Annotated in this window: 14 protein-coding genes; all 14 read left to right on the top strand. The window is 36.0% G+C overall.

Annotated elements, in window-relative coordinates:
* Positions 1-37: 37 nt before the first annotated feature.
* Positions 38-499 carry a DUF2802 domain-containing protein gene (locus IE155_RS02930; RefSeq protein WP_189376611.1) on the top strand — a complete coding sequence of 154 codons (462 nt, stop codon included), beginning with the start codon at positions 38-40 and terminating at the stop codon, positions 497-499.
* 205 nt (positions 500-704) lie between these two features.
* Positions 705-3083 (top strand): TonB-dependent receptor domain-containing protein, encoded by a 2379-nt coding sequence (locus IE155_RS02925; protein WP_189376610.1) that lies wholly within the window; start codon positions 705-707, stop codon positions 3081-3083.
* Positions 3084-3117: 34 nt separating this feature from the next.
* Complete coding sequence (locus IE155_RS02920) at positions 3118-3729, top strand: PepSY-associated TM helix domain-containing protein (protein WP_189376609.1); 612 nt, start codon at positions 3118-3120, stop codon at positions 3727-3729.
* A 23-nt stretch (positions 3730-3752) separates the two neighbouring features.
* On the top strand, positions 3753-4280 hold the full coding sequence (locus IE155_RS02915) for a DUF2271 domain-containing protein (RefSeq protein WP_189376608.1): 528 nt from the start codon (positions 3753-3755) through the stop codon (positions 4278-4280).
* A 21-nt stretch (positions 4281-4301) separates the two neighbouring features.
* Positions 4302-5135, top strand: a complete 834-nt coding sequence (locus tag IE155_RS02910) for a DUF4198 domain-containing protein (RefSeq protein ID WP_189376607.1) — start codon at positions 4302-4304, stop codon at positions 5133-5135.
* 34 nt (positions 5136-5169) lie between these two features.
* Complete coding sequence (locus tag IE155_RS02905; protein WP_189376606.1) at positions 5170-6675, top strand: flavodoxin domain-containing protein; 1506 nt, start codon at positions 5170-5172, stop codon at positions 6673-6675.
* 155 nt (positions 6676-6830) lie between these two features.
* A complete protein-coding gene (locus tag IE155_RS02900; RefSeq protein WP_189376605.1) occupies positions 6831-7607 on the top strand; it encodes an MlaA family lipoprotein in 777 nt (258 codons plus the stop codon).
* A 124-nt stretch (positions 7608-7731) separates the two neighbouring features.
* Entirely contained in the window at positions 7732-10470 is a 2739-nt protein-coding gene (locus IE155_RS02895; RefSeq protein WP_189376604.1) for an SLBB domain-containing protein, read from the top strand.
* 199 nt (positions 10471-10669) lie between these two features.
* Positions 10670-11725 (top strand): UDP-N-acetylglucosamine--undecaprenyl-phosphate N-acetylglucosaminephosphotransferase, encoded by a 1056-nt coding sequence (wecA, locus tag IE155_RS02890; RefSeq protein ID WP_189376603.1) that lies wholly within the window; start codon positions 10670-10672, stop codon positions 11723-11725.
* A gap of 426 nt (positions 11726-12151) precedes the next feature.
* Positions 12152-13945 (top strand): hypothetical protein, encoded by a 1794-nt coding sequence (locus IE155_RS02885; protein ID WP_189376602.1) that lies wholly within the window; start codon positions 12152-12154, stop codon positions 13943-13945.
* 78 nt (positions 13946-14023) lie between these two features.
* Positions 14024-14791, top strand: a complete 768-nt coding sequence (locus tag IE155_RS02880; protein WP_189376601.1) for a DsbA family protein — start codon at positions 14024-14026, stop codon at positions 14789-14791.
* A 179-nt stretch (positions 14792-14970) separates the two neighbouring features.
* The gene (gene gspG, locus IE155_RS02875) at positions 14971-15378 is read left to right on the top strand and encodes a type II secretion system major pseudopilin GspG (protein WP_189376600.1); all 408 of its coding nucleotides are present in this window, start codon (positions 14971-14973) and stop codon (positions 15376-15378) included.
* Complete coding sequence (locus IE155_RS02870; RefSeq protein WP_229816989.1) at positions 15368-17053, top strand: GspE/PulE family protein; 1686 nt, start codon at positions 15368-15370, stop codon at positions 17051-17053. Before gspG ends, IE155_RS02870 begins: the two co-directional genes overlap by 11 nt.
* The gene (locus IE155_RS02865) at positions 17050-18249 is read left to right on the top strand and encodes a type II secretion system F family protein (protein ID WP_189376599.1); all 1200 of its coding nucleotides are present in this window, start codon (positions 17050-17052) and stop codon (positions 18247-18249) included. Before IE155_RS02870 ends, IE155_RS02865 begins: the two co-directional genes overlap by 4 nt.
* The last annotated feature ends 17 nt before the right edge of the window (positions 18250-18266 follow it).

The following is an 18266-nucleotide window of genomic DNA, read 5'->3' as shown; positions in this document are numbered from 1 at the left end:
CTAATGCTTGAATCTTTTAGTCGTTAAAGTTGACTTTATGAAAGAAGAATACACCCTTATTATTAGTTTAGTGATTGCTAGCGCTGCTCTAATTACAGCGCTATTAGCTTTAATCAAATACCACTCTAAAAGTGCTAATATTAACTTACTTAAAACTCAAATTGAGGGAAGTGAACTATTAATTAGTCAATTACGTTTATCGTTAAGTGATGTACAAAAACAACTAATTTTATTAAACGAAACATTAACTAATCAGCAAGTTGAAAATGAACAAGTAAGTAAACAATTAGAACACCGAATTAAAATACTCAATCAAGATATAAAAAAGCAAAGCGAGACCATAGAGCAAGTTAAGCTGCAACAACCCGAAGATAAACTTTATAGTAGGGCCCAAAAGCTTGTATTATTAGGTGCTGATGTTGCTGAATTAATGACTGAGTGCGATCTACCTCAAGCGGAAGCTGAAATGTTAGTAACGTTACACAAACGTAAACTTTAGTTAAAACCTTTCATAATACCAATATTCAATCTTACTTAATCTTCCATAGTCCTATGCCTTTAATCTCTAATGTCTATAAATATTTTTAATTACAATAAACGTAAATGATAACAGTTATCATTTGTGTTGACATTGGTGTTGTTGTTTTATATAGTGCGCCCCATAAAATATCTTAAACACTTTAATTAGTTAACAAGGAACTCCAATGGGTAAGCTTTTCAAGCATAGTGCGTTAGCAACATGTATTACTATGGCATGTATCTCAAATTTAAATGCAGCGGAAGTTAATAGCGGGCCAGATGCCTCAGGCGAATATATTGAACGTATCGTTGTCAGTGCGACTGGTTTTGAGCAAAAATTAACAGATGCACCTGCAAGTATTTCAATTATTACTGAAGAAGACATTCAATCACGTCCTTTCACTACATTGTTAGATGCTATCAAATATCAAGAAGGTGTAGATATAGGAACTAGCCGTGATAAAACGGGCCAAGGTTCTATCAGTATGCGTGGCTTAACTAGTGAGTACACATTAATTTTAGTAGATGGAAAACGTCAAAATAACCATGGTGACATTTATCCAAATAACTTTGGTGGCAATGCCTTTGGTCATATTCCTCCATTAGATGCAATAGAACGTGTTGAAGTTATCCGTGGTCCAGCATCTACTTTGTATGGTGCAGATGCATTAGGTGGTGCAATTAATATTATTACTAAAAAGTCACAAGGAAAATGGTCAGGCTCAGTAAGCTTTGGTCGTAGTCTTCAAAGTGACGATCAATTTGGTGATGACATTACTACTGACTTTTCTGTCATGGGCCCATTAATTAAAGGTGTTCTTGATTTAAGTTTACGTGGTAGTGTTTATGAACGTCTAGCATCTTCACCAGAATTTGAACCAGCAACAGATCCAAATGGTGAGCTACATTACCGTTCATTGGGTTTTGGCCGTGGTGGTAAAACGGTTGATAATACCAACCAACAATATGGCTTTTCTTTATCATTTACCCCAAGTGAAGCTCACCGCATTCGCTTTGACTACGATGACTCACATCAAAAATATGATAATACACCAACTTACGATATTGAGAGCGGTAGTATAAGCTATCCATTAGGAACAAAAGATAATATTGAATCTATTTGGGCTGAGAGAAGTGGCCAAGTTAACCCTCGCGCCGGTTATGCGGCAGATCAAGAGTTTGATCGTCAATGGTGGTCACTCACCTATAATGCAGAATGGGATTTTGGTCGTTCATTTATCTCTTTAGCTTATGTTGACACTCAAAATAATGGCCGTACTATGCCATTAAGTGTTGCAGAGCGTCAGTTATTAGGAGAAATGTACTACGCTACTGGCGAATATGCAGGTATGGATGAAGCCACTCGTAAAGCGTTAGCTGAAGAAACCTTCTTACCTAGAAATAAGCGTCCATTAGAAAGTAGTCAATATACATTAGATGCGCGTTTAGATATTCCTTTAGAAAATTTAGCTGGCTATCATAATTTAGTCATTGGAACTCAAATTACTAAAGGTGAATTACTCGATGGCGTTTTCGGAATGGAAGATGCTCGTGAAAATGGCGTACAAGAGCAAGAAATGTATGCATTATTTATTGAAGATAACTGGACAATTATTGATCCATTAACAATTACAGCAGGTATTCGATACGATAATCATGATGTGTTTGGAAGCAATGTTTCTCCACGTTTATATTCAGTTTATACCTTATCAGATAATTGGACAATAAAAGGTGGTGTTAGTACCGGCTTTAAAACCCCACAAACCACAGATCTTTATGACGGTATCACAGGTTTTGGTGGTCAAGGCACTTCACCGTTTGCAGGTAATCCAGATTTAACACCTGAAACCAGTGTTAACAGTGAAATTGCATTATATTGGAGTGATGATGAAAATGATCATAATTTCAATATCACGTACTTTAATACGAAGTTTGAAGATAAAATAGCACGTGGCGATACGGTACAAAGTTGTGAAGCAACAAACGGTGTTCGTCCTTGTGTTAATTTAGGCGCTTATGATTCTTTAGGTTACACAACATATAGCCAAAAAATTAACATAGATAAAGTTGATCTTCAGGGTATTGAAATTGCTGGTAGAGTTGCTATATCGCAAGATTGGAATGCAAGTGCTAACTACACTTGGACAGACAGCGAGCAAAAAAGTGGTGCAAGTGCTGGCCAACCTCTAACGAATACGGCAGAGCATATGGCAAATATCACAACAGATTGGACAATTACTGAAGAGTTGAATGCTTATTTACAACTTGAAATTCGCTCAGATCGTTATAGAGACTGGAACAGTGTTTTAGATAAACCACTTTATTATAAAAACTATAACTCAGTAAACTTGGGTGCAAGATACAAATTTAGTGAAAATGTAACTGTAAATCTACGCATAAACAACCTACTTGATGAAGACTTCACTTCGTATGCAACCGATTATGTAGATCTAGATAATGACGGTATTTACGTAGCTGATAATGACGAAGTCATATTTACAGATGACTACAATATTAAAGACAAAGCGCGTAGTTTTTGGGTAAGTGTTAAAGCTTCCTTCTAATACAAGGCGACAGTAAGAGGAAATTAAGCAGTATATGAAAATATCTTTAGGTAACGCACGTCAATGGCATTGGATCAGTGCGGGTATTTGTAGTATTGGTATGCTGTTTTTCTCTTGGACAGGTATTACGTTAAACCATGCCGGTGATATTCCAGCTAAAAATGATATCACTACCGTTGAAACTCAACTGCCTAATAATGTGTTGCACGCATGGATATTGCGTCATGAAAGTGAAAGTGTAGCGCCTAACTCATTACCCGATGATGTTAGGCAGCTTTTAATTTCAGAACACAATATTTCGATATCAAAATATGCAGAAGGCGAATTAAGTGATGGAGAGTTTTACCTCTCAATCCCTGAGCCTGGAGTGGACGCTTGGCTTTCTATTGATTTAGATAGTGGAGAACTTATATATGAGCGCACCGATCGCGGATGGATATCATTCTTCAACGATTTACATAAGGGTCGTTATACCAATACTGCTTGGATTTGGTTTATCGATGCTTTTGCTGTTGGCTGTATTGTTTTTTGCTTAAGTGGTTTATGGCTATTGTATAAGCAAGCTTCATTTAGATTGTCGACTTGGCCATTTGTCTCATTAGGTGTGTTATTACCACTTATTATTATTTTAACTAATTTACACTAAATAAATATTTAAAAGGAATATCAATGAATCGTTTGTTTTGGTTAACTTTTTCTTTATTTTCAATGACTTTATTTAGCAATTATACATTTGCTGCTGATAAAAGCTTGTTAATGGAGATTGAAATCCCGCGTATGAATGTTGCTGAATATCATAAGCCTTACGTTGCAATATGGTTAGAAGACAGTAACCGAAAAGCAACCCAAGTGGCTTTATGGTACGACTTAGACATGAAGGATAATGAAGGTAAAAAATGGTTAAAAGATATTAGACAGTGGTGGCGCAGAGTAGGAAGATCAGCTCAACAGCCCTATGATGGTTTAACGTCGGCAACGAAAGGCCCTGGTAAACATAAATTGTCTATCGCTTTAGATTCTGAAACATTCGCACAACTCCCTGCAGGTGATTATCAATTGCGAGTTGAAGCTTCAAGAGAAGTTGGCGGCAAAGAAGTCGTTAATCTTCCTCTTACATGGCCAGTTACGGCAGATGAATTTTCATTAGCAGCATCTGGTAATGCTGAGCTTGGCAACATTAATATTAAACTGAAGTAATAACAATAAAGGAATTAATCAATGAATTTATCTCAACCATTTAAGAAGATATTAACCGTTGGTGTGATGATGAGCCTAGCGTTTAGTGTAAATGCACACAGAGCTTGGATTTTACCAAGTAGTACCAGTTTATCAGGGGAAGCGCCTTGGGTTACATTCGATGCTGCCGTTTCAAACTCTTTATTTGTATTTGAGCATGTACCATTACGTATGAATGGATTAGTGGCACAAGACCCTTCAGGAAAATTAATTGATGTGGTTAATGCCCATACTGGTAAATATCGCTCAACATTTGATTTGAACTTAGTGAATCCAGGGACTTATAGAATTAGCACTGCATCAGGTGGCTTACGCGCCGTATGGAGAGACGAAAATGGCAAACGTAAAATGTGGCCTGCAAGAGGTAAAACAGCTGTCGCCTCAGAATTTTCTACTGCCGTGCCAAAAAATGCTAAAGAATTAAGAGTATCTGAAAGCTATCGACGTATTGAAACATTTGTGACATCAGGTGAACCAACCAAGAAAGTGTTTGAGCCGACAAATTCAGGATTAGAATTAGTGCCAGTAACTCATCCGAATGATTTATTTGTTGGTGAAGAAGCTAAATTTCAATTTTTATTTCAAGGGCAACCTGCCGTTGGTGTGAAATTGGCAATCGTTAAAGGTGACACTCGCTATCGCAACGATCAAAATCAAATAGACGTAGTTACAGATGCAAAAGGCTATGCCACTATTACATGGCCTGAAGCTGGTATGTATTTAATCGAAGCAGAATATGAAGATGATAAAGCCAAAGCTCCCGCTACTTCTCGTAAAGGCAGCTACGGCGCTACATTTGCTGTATTACCGTTATAGTTAACAGCAAAGGGCAGATAACTGAAGTTAAATTATGGAAAATTTATTAACCATTATTGTTGTTATTTCAGTATGGCTTTTATTTTGCGTTGCTATGTGGCGTATACATATCGCACGGCAACGCAATAATATATCTGCCGACACTTCGTTATTGATTACTTATGCTAGTCAAACAGGTAATGCACAGGCGATAGCTAATCGCTATGCGCAGGCACTACATTTGTCTGAAATGGCTAATGTAGTGGCTTTAAATCACCTTTCAATAGAGAATTTATCATCCGTCGATCAAGTACTGTTTATTGTGAGTACTTATGGTGATGGTGAAGCACCCGATAATGGCAATCTATTTATAAAGCGCATACAAAACGCAATAAAAAATACGGTTAAACTCAATCATCTTAAATTTTCTGTGATTGCATTAGGTGATACGGGATACCCTAAATTCTGTGCCTTCGGATACCAAGTTCATCAAAGTATGTTGGATATAGGATCTGAACCTAATAATGAGGTAATTGCAGTTGATAAATACAATGAGCAAACAACCACATTAGCAAGTATTACACCCCGTTGGCTAAATATCCAAGAGGTAAATGAAACATCTACGAAGACAAATTCACCGCAATATTGGCAATTAACCGAACGTTTATTGCTAAATCCTGATTGCGATGATGAAAAGCTATTTCAATTAACTTTCACTAGTATTGGTCCAACACCCAGTTGGCAGGCAGGGGATTTAATTGATATACAACCTCATCAGCCAAAAGCCGTTGTCAATCAGTGGTTGCAAGCTCATCAATATGACGGTACTCAATTATTGACATACCAAGGACATCAACAATCATTAAGCGCATGGTTGGCAATGCGTGAATTACCTAATAATTGTACATATTCAATAAATGAGCTACTCGATAATCTGCCTACTTTAACTACACGCAGTTACTCAATAGCCTCTATTTCAGAGCAAGGACAATTGCAATTAATTGTTCGGTTATTAGAAAAAGAGGAAAATAGCTTTGGTCTAGCGTCAGGCTATTTAAGTAATAACTGTTCCGTTGGAGCTATCGTACAAGGCCAAATACGCTCAGTAAGTACTCACCATCAAATTGATAATACAGTGCCATTGATATTAATAGGTGCCGGTAGCGGGTTAGCAGGACTTAAAGCGCAAATCGATGCTCGAGCTTATTTTAAAACTAAGCTTAATAAACCAACAGGTCCAACATGGTTAATATTTGGTGAGCGCAATAGTCATTCACAATTGCCAATTAATAAGTACTTATTAACATTAGAAGAGTCAAATTTAGCTAAGCTAAGTTGTGCATACTCTCAAGATAGTAAGCAAGCAAAATATGTACAGCATATCCTTGCTGATGAGGAAGCGATGCTAAAGCAATGGCTTAGTGAAGGTGCTGTAATTTATATATGTGGTTGTTTGTCTGGCATGGGTGAAAGTGTCCATAACACCTTAATTGAATTACTAGGGCAAGAAAAACTGACAGAGTTACAATGCCAACAACGTTACATTAGAGATGTTTATTAACCCAATAGCCTGTACAACTTATTACAAAATTATTGCTTCAAAATATACCACTCAAAGATAGCCCATGATAAAATCCCACACCAAAATAATTTAAGTGATGATATAAATTATTGTATTTATAGCGCTATTTAGCGAATTTTATAGGGAATGTTATCTTGTTTTTATCTAGAGTTTATTTTATTAAACACTTTCTTTTAGTGACAGTACTTATTGGTTTAAGCGCTTGTTCTTCAACAAATGCTGTAAATCAACAAAGTGCGGATACCAATAGTGATCCACTAGAATCGATTAACAGACCATTTTGGACTTTTACTTGGGACTATGCTGATAAATACGCTTTTAAACCGGCGGCTCAAGGCTATGTTAAATATGTGCCAAGCGAAATACGTACAGGTTTACATAATGTCGCGCTTAATTTAAATGAACCCTCAGCCATTATTAATAACTTACTTCAAGGTAAATTTACCAGTGCCGCTAAAAGTACTGGGCGTTTTATTTTAAATTCAACCATAGGCATACTAGGGATATTTGATCCCGCTAGTGATTTTGGCTGGGCTAGAGAGCACGAAGAATTTGGAGAAGTACTTGGAAAATATGGTGTTAGTGATGGACCATACCTAGTGGTTCCTGCATTAGGTCCATCCTCGGTCAGAGAAGAAGTTGGTGATTACGTAGACCGATATTATTGGCCTTTGGCAGTCATTGATTTTTGGCCTAATGTTGTAAGAAGTGCAGTCATTGGTTTAGAAGCTCGTGCTGCTTTAGCCGATCAAGAACAATTAATTAAAGAATCAATAGACTCTTATGAATTCGTAAAAAATGCCTACTTTCAGAATATGAAATTTAAAGTTTACGATGGTAACCCTCCGATTATGGTTAATGCTGAAGAAGAAGCTGAACTTGAAGCTTTTCTTGAAGAGTTTGACGAATAAAACAAGATCGAAAAGTATGAAATGATTGAGTGTTGCCTTGAAAGTGCTACACTTGATAAAATTTTTACAGTGCAAGTTAAATACGGCTGTAACATATTAATTATTGGATATATTGGCGTTTAGAATGATAAAAATCTGTAAGTACATTGGCTTTGTTTTATTTATGGTTACAGGTATTGCAATGGCTGCACAGTTGCCGAGTAATATTTCACCACAACAACTTGCGCAATTTAAAAAATTACCACCAGCACAACAACAAGCATTAGCTAAAAGTATGGGAGTTGATTACAACGCTATTAAAGCGCAACTCAATAAAAGTACACAAAATATTGAATCTACAGAAAATAAGCCTCTGCAACAATACTTTCCTCGTGGTACTCAGTATGACGAAGAAGGCAACCCTATCTTTCAAGAAGATGTTATATCTCAAGAACTAGAAAAAGATGACGGTAAACCTAAACCATTTGGTTATGACGTATTTGCAAATGCCCCCTATACTTTTGCGCCTACAATAGATATTGCAGTACCGGAAAAATATATAATTGGCCCTGGCGATATTCTTTCTTTGCAAATGTTTGGTAAAGAAAATAATGAATACCAATTAGAAGTTAGTCGTGAAGGTCAAATTATTGTTCCAGAATTAGGCCCTTTTAATATTACTGGAATGACATTTTTAGAAGCAAAAAAATACCTCGGTAATCAAATTCAAAATAAAGTACTTGGTGTTGATGTTATCGTCACTCTTAGCAAACTCAGATCTATTAGGGTTTTTGTATTAGGTGATGCCTTTAAGCCTGGTCCTTATGTGCTGAATTCATTGTCAAGTATTACCCATGCAATTTTTGCGTCAGGTGGCATTAATGAAATAGGGTCTTTAAGAAATATTCAGTTAAAACGAAATGGTAAACTGATAACAACACTTGATTTGTACGATCTATTAATTAAAGGTGATTCCTCTAATGATTTATTATTAAAATCAGGAGATGTAATTTTTATCGCACCTGTTGGTGAAAGAGCAACAATTGAAGGTGAAGTCACTCGCCCAGCTATTTATGAGCTCACTAAGGGAGATACCTTTCAGTCGTTATTGCAAATGGCAGGTGGTTTGTTACCTTCAGCATACCCATCTTCAACCGTTGTTGAACGATTTAATCGCCAAAATTTACGAACGGTTGTTAATATTGATTTATCCACACAAAAAACATTAAAACAATCAGTGAATGCAGGCGACTATGTTCGGGTAATGAAAACCTCAGAGCTTTATGAAGAGTCTGTTACTGTAATTGGTGCGGTCACTCGACCAGGTAAATATCAGTGGAAAAAAGGGCAAAAAGTTACCGATTTATTGCCTAATATTCATGCCTACTTAGCTGACAAAGCTGATTTAACGTATAGTTTAATTATTAGAGAAAAAGATATTGGCCGCAATATTGAAGTATTACAATTTAGTATATTTAAAGCAATATCAGACAATAATTCTGTAGATAATATTGAGCTTCGACCACGAGATAAAATTTTATTCTTTTCAAACATAGAAACTGATACTGCTAAAACAGAGACACTAGATGATTTTGCATTAACAAAAGCTGAATTAATTGAACGCGCAAAAGCAAAGGCAGAAGAGAACTATAAAGAAAGAATGTTCTGGCAATATTATAATGATGATCCTAATCTGGTAGTAGGCAGCAATAATGAAGCAGACGAGACTCTTAAACAAGCATACTTATCATTAGAAGAGTTAACTGGAACTGCAAAAAATGACGTTGATATTAAAGATTTAGGCTACTTTTCGCGCAAACGTATGTTAGCGCCAGTTGTTGAACAACTTAGAAGGCAAGCAGCTTCTGGGGAGCCGATGCAGATTGTAGAAATAGATGGTGCGGTAAAATACCCAGGAATATATCCCCTTTCTAAAGGAGCTAAAGCAATAGATATTGTTGTCGCTGCAGGAGGTTTGCTTGAATCGGCATATTTAGTCAAAGCGGAAATAACCCGTGACCAAATTGACGATGAAATGGCTAACAAACTCACATTAAGTTTTAATTTGTCAGCAGCATTAAAAGATGATGAAAGTCAAAACATAGAAATGAAAAGCAAAGATCGCTTGAACATTCATCATATCCCTGCATGGCAAGAAAACCATATTGTTGAGTTAAAAGGAGAATTCAAATTCCCTGGGAAGTACACTATTAGACGAGGAGAGTCTTTAAAACAACTTATTGAACGGGTTGATGGCTTTACTGAATATGCTGATATTGAAGCTTCGTTATTTACCCGTGAAAAGCTTAAAAAAATGGAATTAGAAAACATTATTAAAGTATCTGAAAGTTTACGGATGGAAATAGCTTCAAAAAGTTTAGCACAAAGAGATAGTAATCAAGGCTTAGATTATGAACAAGCGAGGGTGCTGTTAGCCGACTTAACCAAAGTGACACCAATTGGTCGCCTTGTTGTAGATATTCCTCGTATTATTTCTAAAACAGATACCGACATTGTTTTGGAAAATGGTGATGTTTTATATGTACCAACGAAACAAGATTCAATCAATGTGGTTGGACAAGTACAAGTAGCAACTTCGCATATCTACCAACCAGGACTAGATGCTATTGATTATATAGAACTGAGCGGAGGCTTAAAGAAACAGGCTGATGATGAACGTATCTATGTAATTAAAGCCAATGGTTCAGTTCAAATACCTAGCTCGGGTAATTGGTTTGCGAGTAATGAGCATACGCTACGGCCCGGTGATACCGTTGTTGTGCCATTAGACTCCTCATACATGGAGAACATAACACTATGGCAAGTTTCGACGCAAATCATTTATCAAGCAGCAGTTGCTATAGCGGCAATTTCAGGTATTTAACTTCACAATAGCATTGAGTCTGTATTCAGCTAGCTAAAAATTAGTTTGTTCCACTTAATAATATCGTTGCTAATTGGTTATTATTAAGTGGTTCCCCTAGCTATATGGCTAATAGGCGATTATAATTAGCGAAATTTTTAGCTCATTGTTCTTTGACGGATTAAAGAACCTATTAACAAGTATATTTGGTAAAATATTAATGTTGTTTATTTCTTCTGCTTTATTTGTCGCCTTTTTTGTTTCAATACTTACAATTAAAGTATTACTGCCTTTAGCACCACATATTGGTTTGGTTGATCTTCCTGATGAACGGAAAAAACATGATGGTGCTATCCCATTAATTGGCGGTATTTCCATTTATACAGGGGTATTAATTGCTTCCACATTATTTGTAGAGCAAAGTCAATTATTAAACCTTTATTTCATCTCTTCTGCTTTATTAGTGTTTATTGGCACAATGGATGATATATATGACTTAAGTGTTGCCCCTCGTATGATTTTTCAGGGAATTGTAGCCACATTAATGGTATTTGGTGCTGGACTCTATATTCACAATTTTGGCAATTTGTTATCTACAGGAGTTATAGATATCGGTAGCTATGGGATGATATTTACTATGTTAGCCTGTGTTGCCGCCATAAATGCATTTAATATGATTGATGGGATTGATGGCTTGGCCGGCTCTATGAGCATTGTTACCATTGCATCAGTTGCGATATTAACCTTATTAAATAATAATACTGCTGATATTTTACTGCCTCTTATTTTAGTGGTAGCCATTATTCCTTACCTTTTTTATAACGTCAGTACTCGTAATCCTCGCGGTAAGAAAATATTTATGGGTGATGCGGGAAGCATGTTCATGGGACTTACTGTTATTTGGCTACTAACAATTGCTACACAAAACACACCAGAAGGTGAAGCTGTATTTCGTCCAGTAACAGCATTATGGATCATTGCGGTGCCTTTAATGGATATGTTCGCCATTATGTTAAGACGTATTCGTAAAGGTGTTTCGCCTTTTAAAGCTGATAATGGGCATTTACATCATATCTGTATGCGATTAGGTTTATCTTCTCGCCAAGCATTATGGGCAATTAGCGCCCTAGCTGTACTATTTTCGCTTGTAGGAATATTAGGGGAAGTATTTCAACTTCCTGAATATATTATGTTAATTGGGTTTATTGTTGTTTTTTGTCTATATGCTTTTTCGTTACAGCATGCGTGGAAATTTATTCGTACTTTCAAGCAATAAAAATAACACTTTCGGGTTCACTCGGTTAGTATGAAATGTTAAGGTAATAGAAGGAAACCTTAACTGTGTTTTTTTTACACACTTATTCTAAAAAAATTGATTTTAATCGTTTTTTTATGATTAATGTGTTGACATCACAGTGACTTGACCTTACATTTCCTTATGTTTGTAAAGTTAAACAATTTTCTTTTATTGATGTAGGCAGTGATAGCTTAGTTAATAAATAGGGGAGGGCATGCCAATAAATTTCGTTATTTATTAGTTGTGGCTGAACTATTAACAAAGATAATTGAAGACTGATTAACCGAACATACAAAAATAGAAAACTAACTTGATTGTTATAAATTAATTAGTTTTACATGAACACGTGTTCACTAGGCCTTAACGATAAAGTTGAGGTCAGAAATAAAATGGAGAATATCTCAAATGAAAAACTTTAAAATTGCAGCGTTACCTTTAGCAATTGCTGGTTTAGCTCTTTCAAACCAAGCGTTCGCAGGTACTCAAGCTTGTTTTGAAATCTTTAAAGGTGCTGACAACGCAGCTGTAACTGATGCTGTATTTGATACTGTATACACAAATGCTAGCTGTATTGCAGAAGCTAATCGTGGTGGTGCAACTGGTGTAGATTTACAGCCAACACTTGAAGCAAGAATTGCATATGAATTAACCAAAGATTACGATATCGATTTCGATACTACTGATGGTGTTAATACGGATACACACATTGTGTATATCCCTACTACTGATATTCCATCAGGTACATTAATTTCAATGACATTATCTGGTGCTACCTTCAAAGGTAATAATGATATTATTCACCTTGTACAAGATAATGACTTAGGTAACTTAGGTAATACAGCGTTTGACGCAGTAGCGTCTACCGATGGCGCGGTTGATGGTGAAAACACCATTACGTTTTTAACAAAAGCCGGTGTTACCATTACTGCAGGTACGCGTTTAGTACTATCTAAATTAGCTTCAGGTGCAGACGCGTCTGAATTAGTACCAGTTAGCATTAATATTAAGAACACTGAGTGTGCTGACCCAACTACACAAAAATATGTAACGTTACAAGCAACATCAGCGAAAACTGATGGTGGTAACGGTTATAACATCCAAGGTGGTGTTTCAGCTATTCAAAACGTTGCTGATATTTCTCCGCAATTTGTAACTTTCTACAACAACAGCAACATCGACGATGCACAAGTTAATGCTGAAAGTTCAAACAACAACGGTGGTGCTATCACTGCACGTACACAATTTGTATATGATGCAACAGTTACAGCTGGTGATAAGTTAACACGTAATGCTTACCAAGTAATTAACAAAGCAGTATTCATCAACAAGAAAGACGAGTTAGATGATAACTTTGCTTTAGATGCTGATGACGTATTAGAAACTAAGTTTGTTACAACGTCTGATGCCGGTGCTACTGTATTTGCTGGTATTTATGATACGCAAGACAAAGGTGGTAATGGTGCTTTAACAAACGGTATTGATGTTGATTCTGACGGTACTTCTTTATTTGCTGTATTAAGCACAGATTACGGTACTGCTCCTGTTTCTGATACATCAGCGCAAGCGTTATTTGCTGATTTAAGTAATGATACTGGTGCTGAAGAAGCTGCTGCACAAACAGCATTAACTGGTACAAGTGTAACTGACATCTACACAAATGATGCAAACTACGATTACAACGAAACGTATTATGTATTAGAAAATACTGTTCCAGCTAGTGCAACTGAGTACGGCGTAATGAACTTCAACTACATGCACACTCCAGAGCATACATTAAAGTTCAACGATGCTAACTTACTTGACCACTGTGCGCAAAAACCAACATTACACGAAGTTGGTGTAAACGGTGCAGTACTTAAAGTGCCTTACACATACGACAACGGCAATACTTGGGTGCGTATTACTAACGAGCACAACGAAGAAGCTGAAATTACTTTAGATATCTTCGATGAGAACAGCAACCAGAAGAACAGCGTTAACGTTGGTAAAGTTGCTGAGCATGCTTCAGTAGTATTATATGCTGATGAGTTAATTGAGAAAGCTAAAGCTGCTGGTTACATGGGTACTGGTACTCGTCACACTATGACATTTACTGTAACTGCTCCTAGCAACACAGTTCATGGCGTAAGTGTTCAGAAGATCCCTGGTGGCGTAGATCGCGTATTACCAGTTCTTGATCAAAATGACTGGACTCAATAATCTAAACATTTAATTTAGATTCATTAAAAAAAGCCCCTGTTGGGGCTTTTTTATTTTAGAAACATAGGTGAAATGAACATGATAAAACGGATAGCATTAACAGTAGCAATGGTATTATCAAGTGCGGCCATCGCTGAAGACGCTGCCAACACCACTACCGATATTGAAAGCCTTAAACGTGAAGTAGCACAGCTAAAACGTGATATGAGAGTAGTGATCAGTAACCAACAAGCGCTAGCAGAGCACACGGGCTTGATTAAGAAAAACGATCAACAAGCTGTGCAAATTGGTGGTAGTGCAACATTAGGTAAAGACACTGCAAAAGTAGTTTTAATAGAGTTTACCGACTTACATTGCCCATTTTGTAAAAAATTTAATAATGAAACATTGCCAACATTAAAAGAAAAGTTTATTGATACGGGTAAAATATTTTTTGTTGGTAAACATTATCCAATTACCTCTTTACATAAAAATGCTTATATAGCAGCTAAAGCATTAGAGTGTGCTAGAAGTCAAAAAATAGATAATGAGCAACACTATACAGATGCTAAAAACTGGTTATTTAACCAAGGTTCTAGACTTTATAGTAAAGAGCTCAGTATTTTTGCAAATGAAATGGAATTAGAGCAGAAAGAATTTGATGCTTGTATGGAATCAGACACGGTAGAAAGTGCTATAGATGCAGATATTGCTTTAGTTAAACAACTTGGATTAAGTTCTACTCCGGCATTTGCTATTGGGCTTAAAGAGGGAACAACAGTCACTAAGTGGAAAACATTTACAGGTGCAAAGGGCATCGATAATTTTACAGATGCTATTGAACAATTTTTAGCTATTGAACAATAAAAATTGAAATTTTTTAATGGAGCTTTTTGTTACGTTTTTTAAAAAGACTAACCTAGCTCCATTTTTTATTTTCATGTAAACTGCTTGTTGAATAAGGTTTCAAACGTTAGCCCTTTTAGCGTTGTTATCGTAAATTATTTAATAAATAAGCATAGTTACTATGTAGAGGTTAAAAGTAAATGTTTCAAAGCAGAAAACGACACCAAGTGAAGGGTTTTACACTGGTTGAATTGTTAATAGTTATGGTAATTCTTGGTCTATTAGCTTCTTTAGTTGCACCTAAAATGTTTGGCAAAGTTGCATCGTCAAAGGTACAAACTGCTAAAACACAAATGGAATTATTATCTACAGCATTAGATATGTATAAATTAGATGTAGGAAGATATCCAACACAATTGTCAGAATTATTAACTTCGGATAATAATAACTGGCAAGGACCTTATTTACCAAAAGAAATACCTAATGATCCGTGGGGCAACCCTTATTACTTTAAATACCCTGGTGAAAATGCTGAATATGATCTAATAAGCTATGGTAGTGATGGCAATGCCGGTGGAAAAGATGAGGCAACAGACGTTGTCTACTAAGATACAAGATTACTTACAAGGTATATTGCAAATACCTGAAGCAGATATAAATGAAGCATTAAAGCTTAAAGAAACTTTTAAAGCGCCCATTGAAAAAGTATTACTTTCAATGGGTAAACTTGATGAATTACAACTTGTTGCATTGTATTCTGATGTATACGGTGCTGCTGAAATATCATCTGATACTGTTGCGCTTTCCAGTGAAAAAATTAATCAATATTTATCAGACATTGACCATGACTATTTACTACGTTGTGATGCTATTCCTATTGAAGCAAATGAAAACATTTTAGTCTTAGCTATTGATCAAGCTGAACATTGGGAACTTTATGATTATTTTAGGTTTATTAATCAGAAAGTAACCTATCAATTTACGCAAAGTAAAAATTTAGCGCTTTTAAAGGAAGAATTTGAGTTAAATTGGCAATCGGCCAAATTGATGCAAAATGGCCAACAATTTGTTGCTGATGGTGAGGTTGAACGTTTAAAAGAGTTGGCCCAAGGGGCTCCTACAGTTTCATTTGTAAATCAACTTATTCAACAAGGCGTTAAGCTAGGCGCTTCAGATTTACATATTGAGCCAGTTGCTAATAAATATCGAGCACGCTATAGAGTTGACGGTATATTACATGAAACTGATCCCATTCCTCAAAATTTACAACTTGCGGTTATTTCACGTATCAAAATATTATCAGGCATGGATATCGCAGAAAAACGTAGGCCGCAGGATGGAAAGATAGAGACGAAAGCAAATAATGTAGAGTTAGACATTCGTTGTTCATCGCTGCCTTTAGGTCAAGGCGAAAGTATGGTAATGCGCTTTCTTATTAAGAAGGCAGTACAGTTTAATTTAGCTGATTTAGGCTATGAACAAGATTTAGCCGATAGAATACAAGCAGACTTAAAGAAAACCGCAGGTGTTATTTTAATGACGGGTCCTACCGGTTCTGGTAAAACGACAAGTTTGTACTCTTATTTGAATCAATTAAATGGCCCAGAAGTCAAAATAATCACGTTAGAGGATCCGATTGAGTATCAATTAGATGGTATTAATCAGGTACAAGTTAATAGTGATATAGGCTTCGATTTTGCTAAAGGCTTACGCAGCATTGTTAGGCAAGATCCTGATGTAATTATGGTGGGTGAAATTAGGGATAATGAAACCGCTAAAGTGGCTTTGCAGTCAGCATTAACGGGTCACCTTGTATTTAGTACTGTACATACGAACGATGCAGCTACAGCATATACGCGGTTATTAGACCTCGGCGTGCAAGAGTATTTACTCAATGCGGCATTGATCTCTATCTTAGCTCAGAGACTAGTACGACGTTTATGCAGTTGCGCTCTTGTTAAAACTGAGTCAGAAATTGAAAATCTAGTTAATCAATATGGTTTATCGCCACTGGTTGAAAAATTTATTGATGATAAGGTCATGATAAAAAGTGCTGTTGGTTGTACAAAATGTAACTTCACAGGCTTTAATGGACGTGTTGCTATTCTAGAGTATTTGCCCTGTAACGATGAAATTATGCAATTACCTAAAGGAGAAAAATTTTTATTAGAGGCTGCAAAATATATGCAATCTAATGACCTTAGGACCTTGAAGCAAGATGGCTTCTTAAAGGCGATGAAAGGGCAAACAACAATTGAAGAAGTATTAAGGGTTGCTGGATGAGCCTAAGATATAAATATAAAGGTTTAACATCGACAGGAAAGCGAGTTAGTGATTCGGTAGTGGCAGAAAATATTAACCAGGCAAGAAAGAAACTTAAATCGCAAAATATTACTTTAGTGTCTATCGAAGAGGACTCACTCAAAAAAAGTTTTCTTTCTGGAAGTAAAATTTCTGCAACTGAGATTGAACAATCTACAAATCAATTAGCAACTTTACTTGAAAATGGTGTGAAAATTAATGTGGCTATTGAAGTATTGATAGATACTTCAACGACTAACTCTCTCTCTAGTTTGTGGCGAACCGTACATAAACAAGTTCAGTCAGGAAAATCGTTACACGAATCGTTAAAAGAATTCTCTGATACTTTTGATGTCTTGTATCTTGAAATGGTAAATATTGCTGAACAAACAGGTACTTTACCTGAAGTATTTAGGGGACTTTCAGATAATTTAAGTTTTCAACGAGAATTAAAAAGTAAAACCATTCAAGCGTTAATTTATCCTATGATCATTTTTGGCGTATGTATTATTGCAATATTTGCAATATTTAATTTTGTGATCCCTAATATGGAATCCGTTTTTTCTTCAGCTGAAAATCTACCCGGTTACACACAATGGCTATTGGATACTAGCGCATTTGTGACTGAGAATAATGGGATGATTCTGTTATTTGCACTTTTTATTATTTTTGGCTTCATTGGGCTATGGAATAATCCGAATACTCAGAAAAAAATACAGAATATCTTAGCGATATTGCCTCTTTCAAAAGCTTTAGTATTAAAAACTGAACAAATTAGGTTTTGTTCGGCCATGAAGTTAACATTAGATAGCGGTATAAGCCTTTCTAATGCCATTTTGTTAAGTAATAAAACACTGAGTATCGAGAATAATAAACAGCAATTAGAGCTAGTGAGAATGAAAGTTGATGCAGGGGCTCCTCTTGCTGAAAGCTTATCAGAGAGTAGAGTATTAGATAAAATTTCAGTGTCCTTAATAAAAGTTGGAGAACAAAGCGGTACATTAGATAAATCTTTTAATGAAGTCACTAATCGTATTAAAGCCAATTTTGAGTCTTGGATTATGAAAATGACATCGCTTTTAGAGCCACTACTGATACTTGTAATGGGAGCTATTGTTGGAGGTGTTGTAGTAGTCATGTTATTAAGTATTGTGTCTGTAAATGACATCTCTTTTTAATGTTATGTGGACTTAGT

Source organism: Thalassotalea profundi (assembly GCF_014653195.1).
Taxonomy (GTDB): Bacteria; Pseudomonadota; Gammaproteobacteria; order Enterobacterales; family Alteromonadaceae; genus Thalassotalea_B; species Thalassotalea_B profundi.
This window is presented reverse-complemented; position numbering and strand designations above follow the sequence as displayed.

What these genes read in the sequence shown, in the direction of transcription:
- IE155_RS02885 (WP_189376602.1), top strand. Translation starts at nt 12,152, where the DNA reads ATGAAAAACTTTAAAATTGCAGCGTTACCTTTAGCAATTGCTGGTTTA.
- IE155_RS02910 (WP_189376607.1), top strand. Translation starts at nt 4,302, where the DNA reads ATGAATTTATCTCAACCATTTAAGAAGATATTAACCGTTGGTGTGATG.
- IE155_RS02930 (WP_189376611.1), top strand. Translation starts at nt 38, where the DNA reads ATGAAAGAAGAATACACCCTTATTATTAGTTTAGTGATTGCTAGCGCT.
- IE155_RS02895 (WP_189376604.1), top strand. Translation starts at nt 7,732, where the DNA reads ATGATAAAAATCTGTAAGTACATTGGCTTTGTTTTATTTATGGTTACA.
- IE155_RS02925 (WP_189376610.1), top strand. Translation starts at nt 705, where the DNA reads ATGGGTAAGCTTTTCAAGCATAGTGCGTTAGCAACATGTATTACTATG.
- IE155_RS02880 (WP_189376601.1), top strand. Translation starts at nt 14,024, where the DNA reads ATGATAAAACGGATAGCATTAACAGTAGCAATGGTATTATCAAGTGCG.
- gspG (WP_189376600.1), top strand. Translation starts at nt 14,971, where the DNA reads ATGTTTCAAAGCAGAAAACGACACCAAGTGAAGGGTTTTACACTGGTT.
- IE155_RS02865 (WP_189376599.1), top strand. Translation starts at nt 17,050, where the DNA reads ATGAGCCTAAGATATAAATATAAAGGTTTAACATCGACAGGAAAGCGA.
- wecA (WP_189376603.1), top strand. Translation starts at nt 10,670, where the DNA reads ATGTTGTTTATTTCTTCTGCTTTATTTGTCGCCTTTTTTGTTTCAATA.
- IE155_RS02920 (WP_189376609.1), top strand. Translation starts at nt 3,118, where the DNA reads ATGAAAATATCTTTAGGTAACGCACGTCAATGGCATTGGATCAGTGCG.
- IE155_RS02915 (WP_189376608.1), top strand. Translation starts at nt 3,753, where the DNA reads ATGAATCGTTTGTTTTGGTTAACTTTTTCTTTATTTTCAATGACTTTA.
- IE155_RS02905 (WP_189376606.1), top strand. Translation starts at nt 5,170, where the DNA reads ATGGAAAATTTATTAACCATTATTGTTGTTATTTCAGTATGGCTTTTA.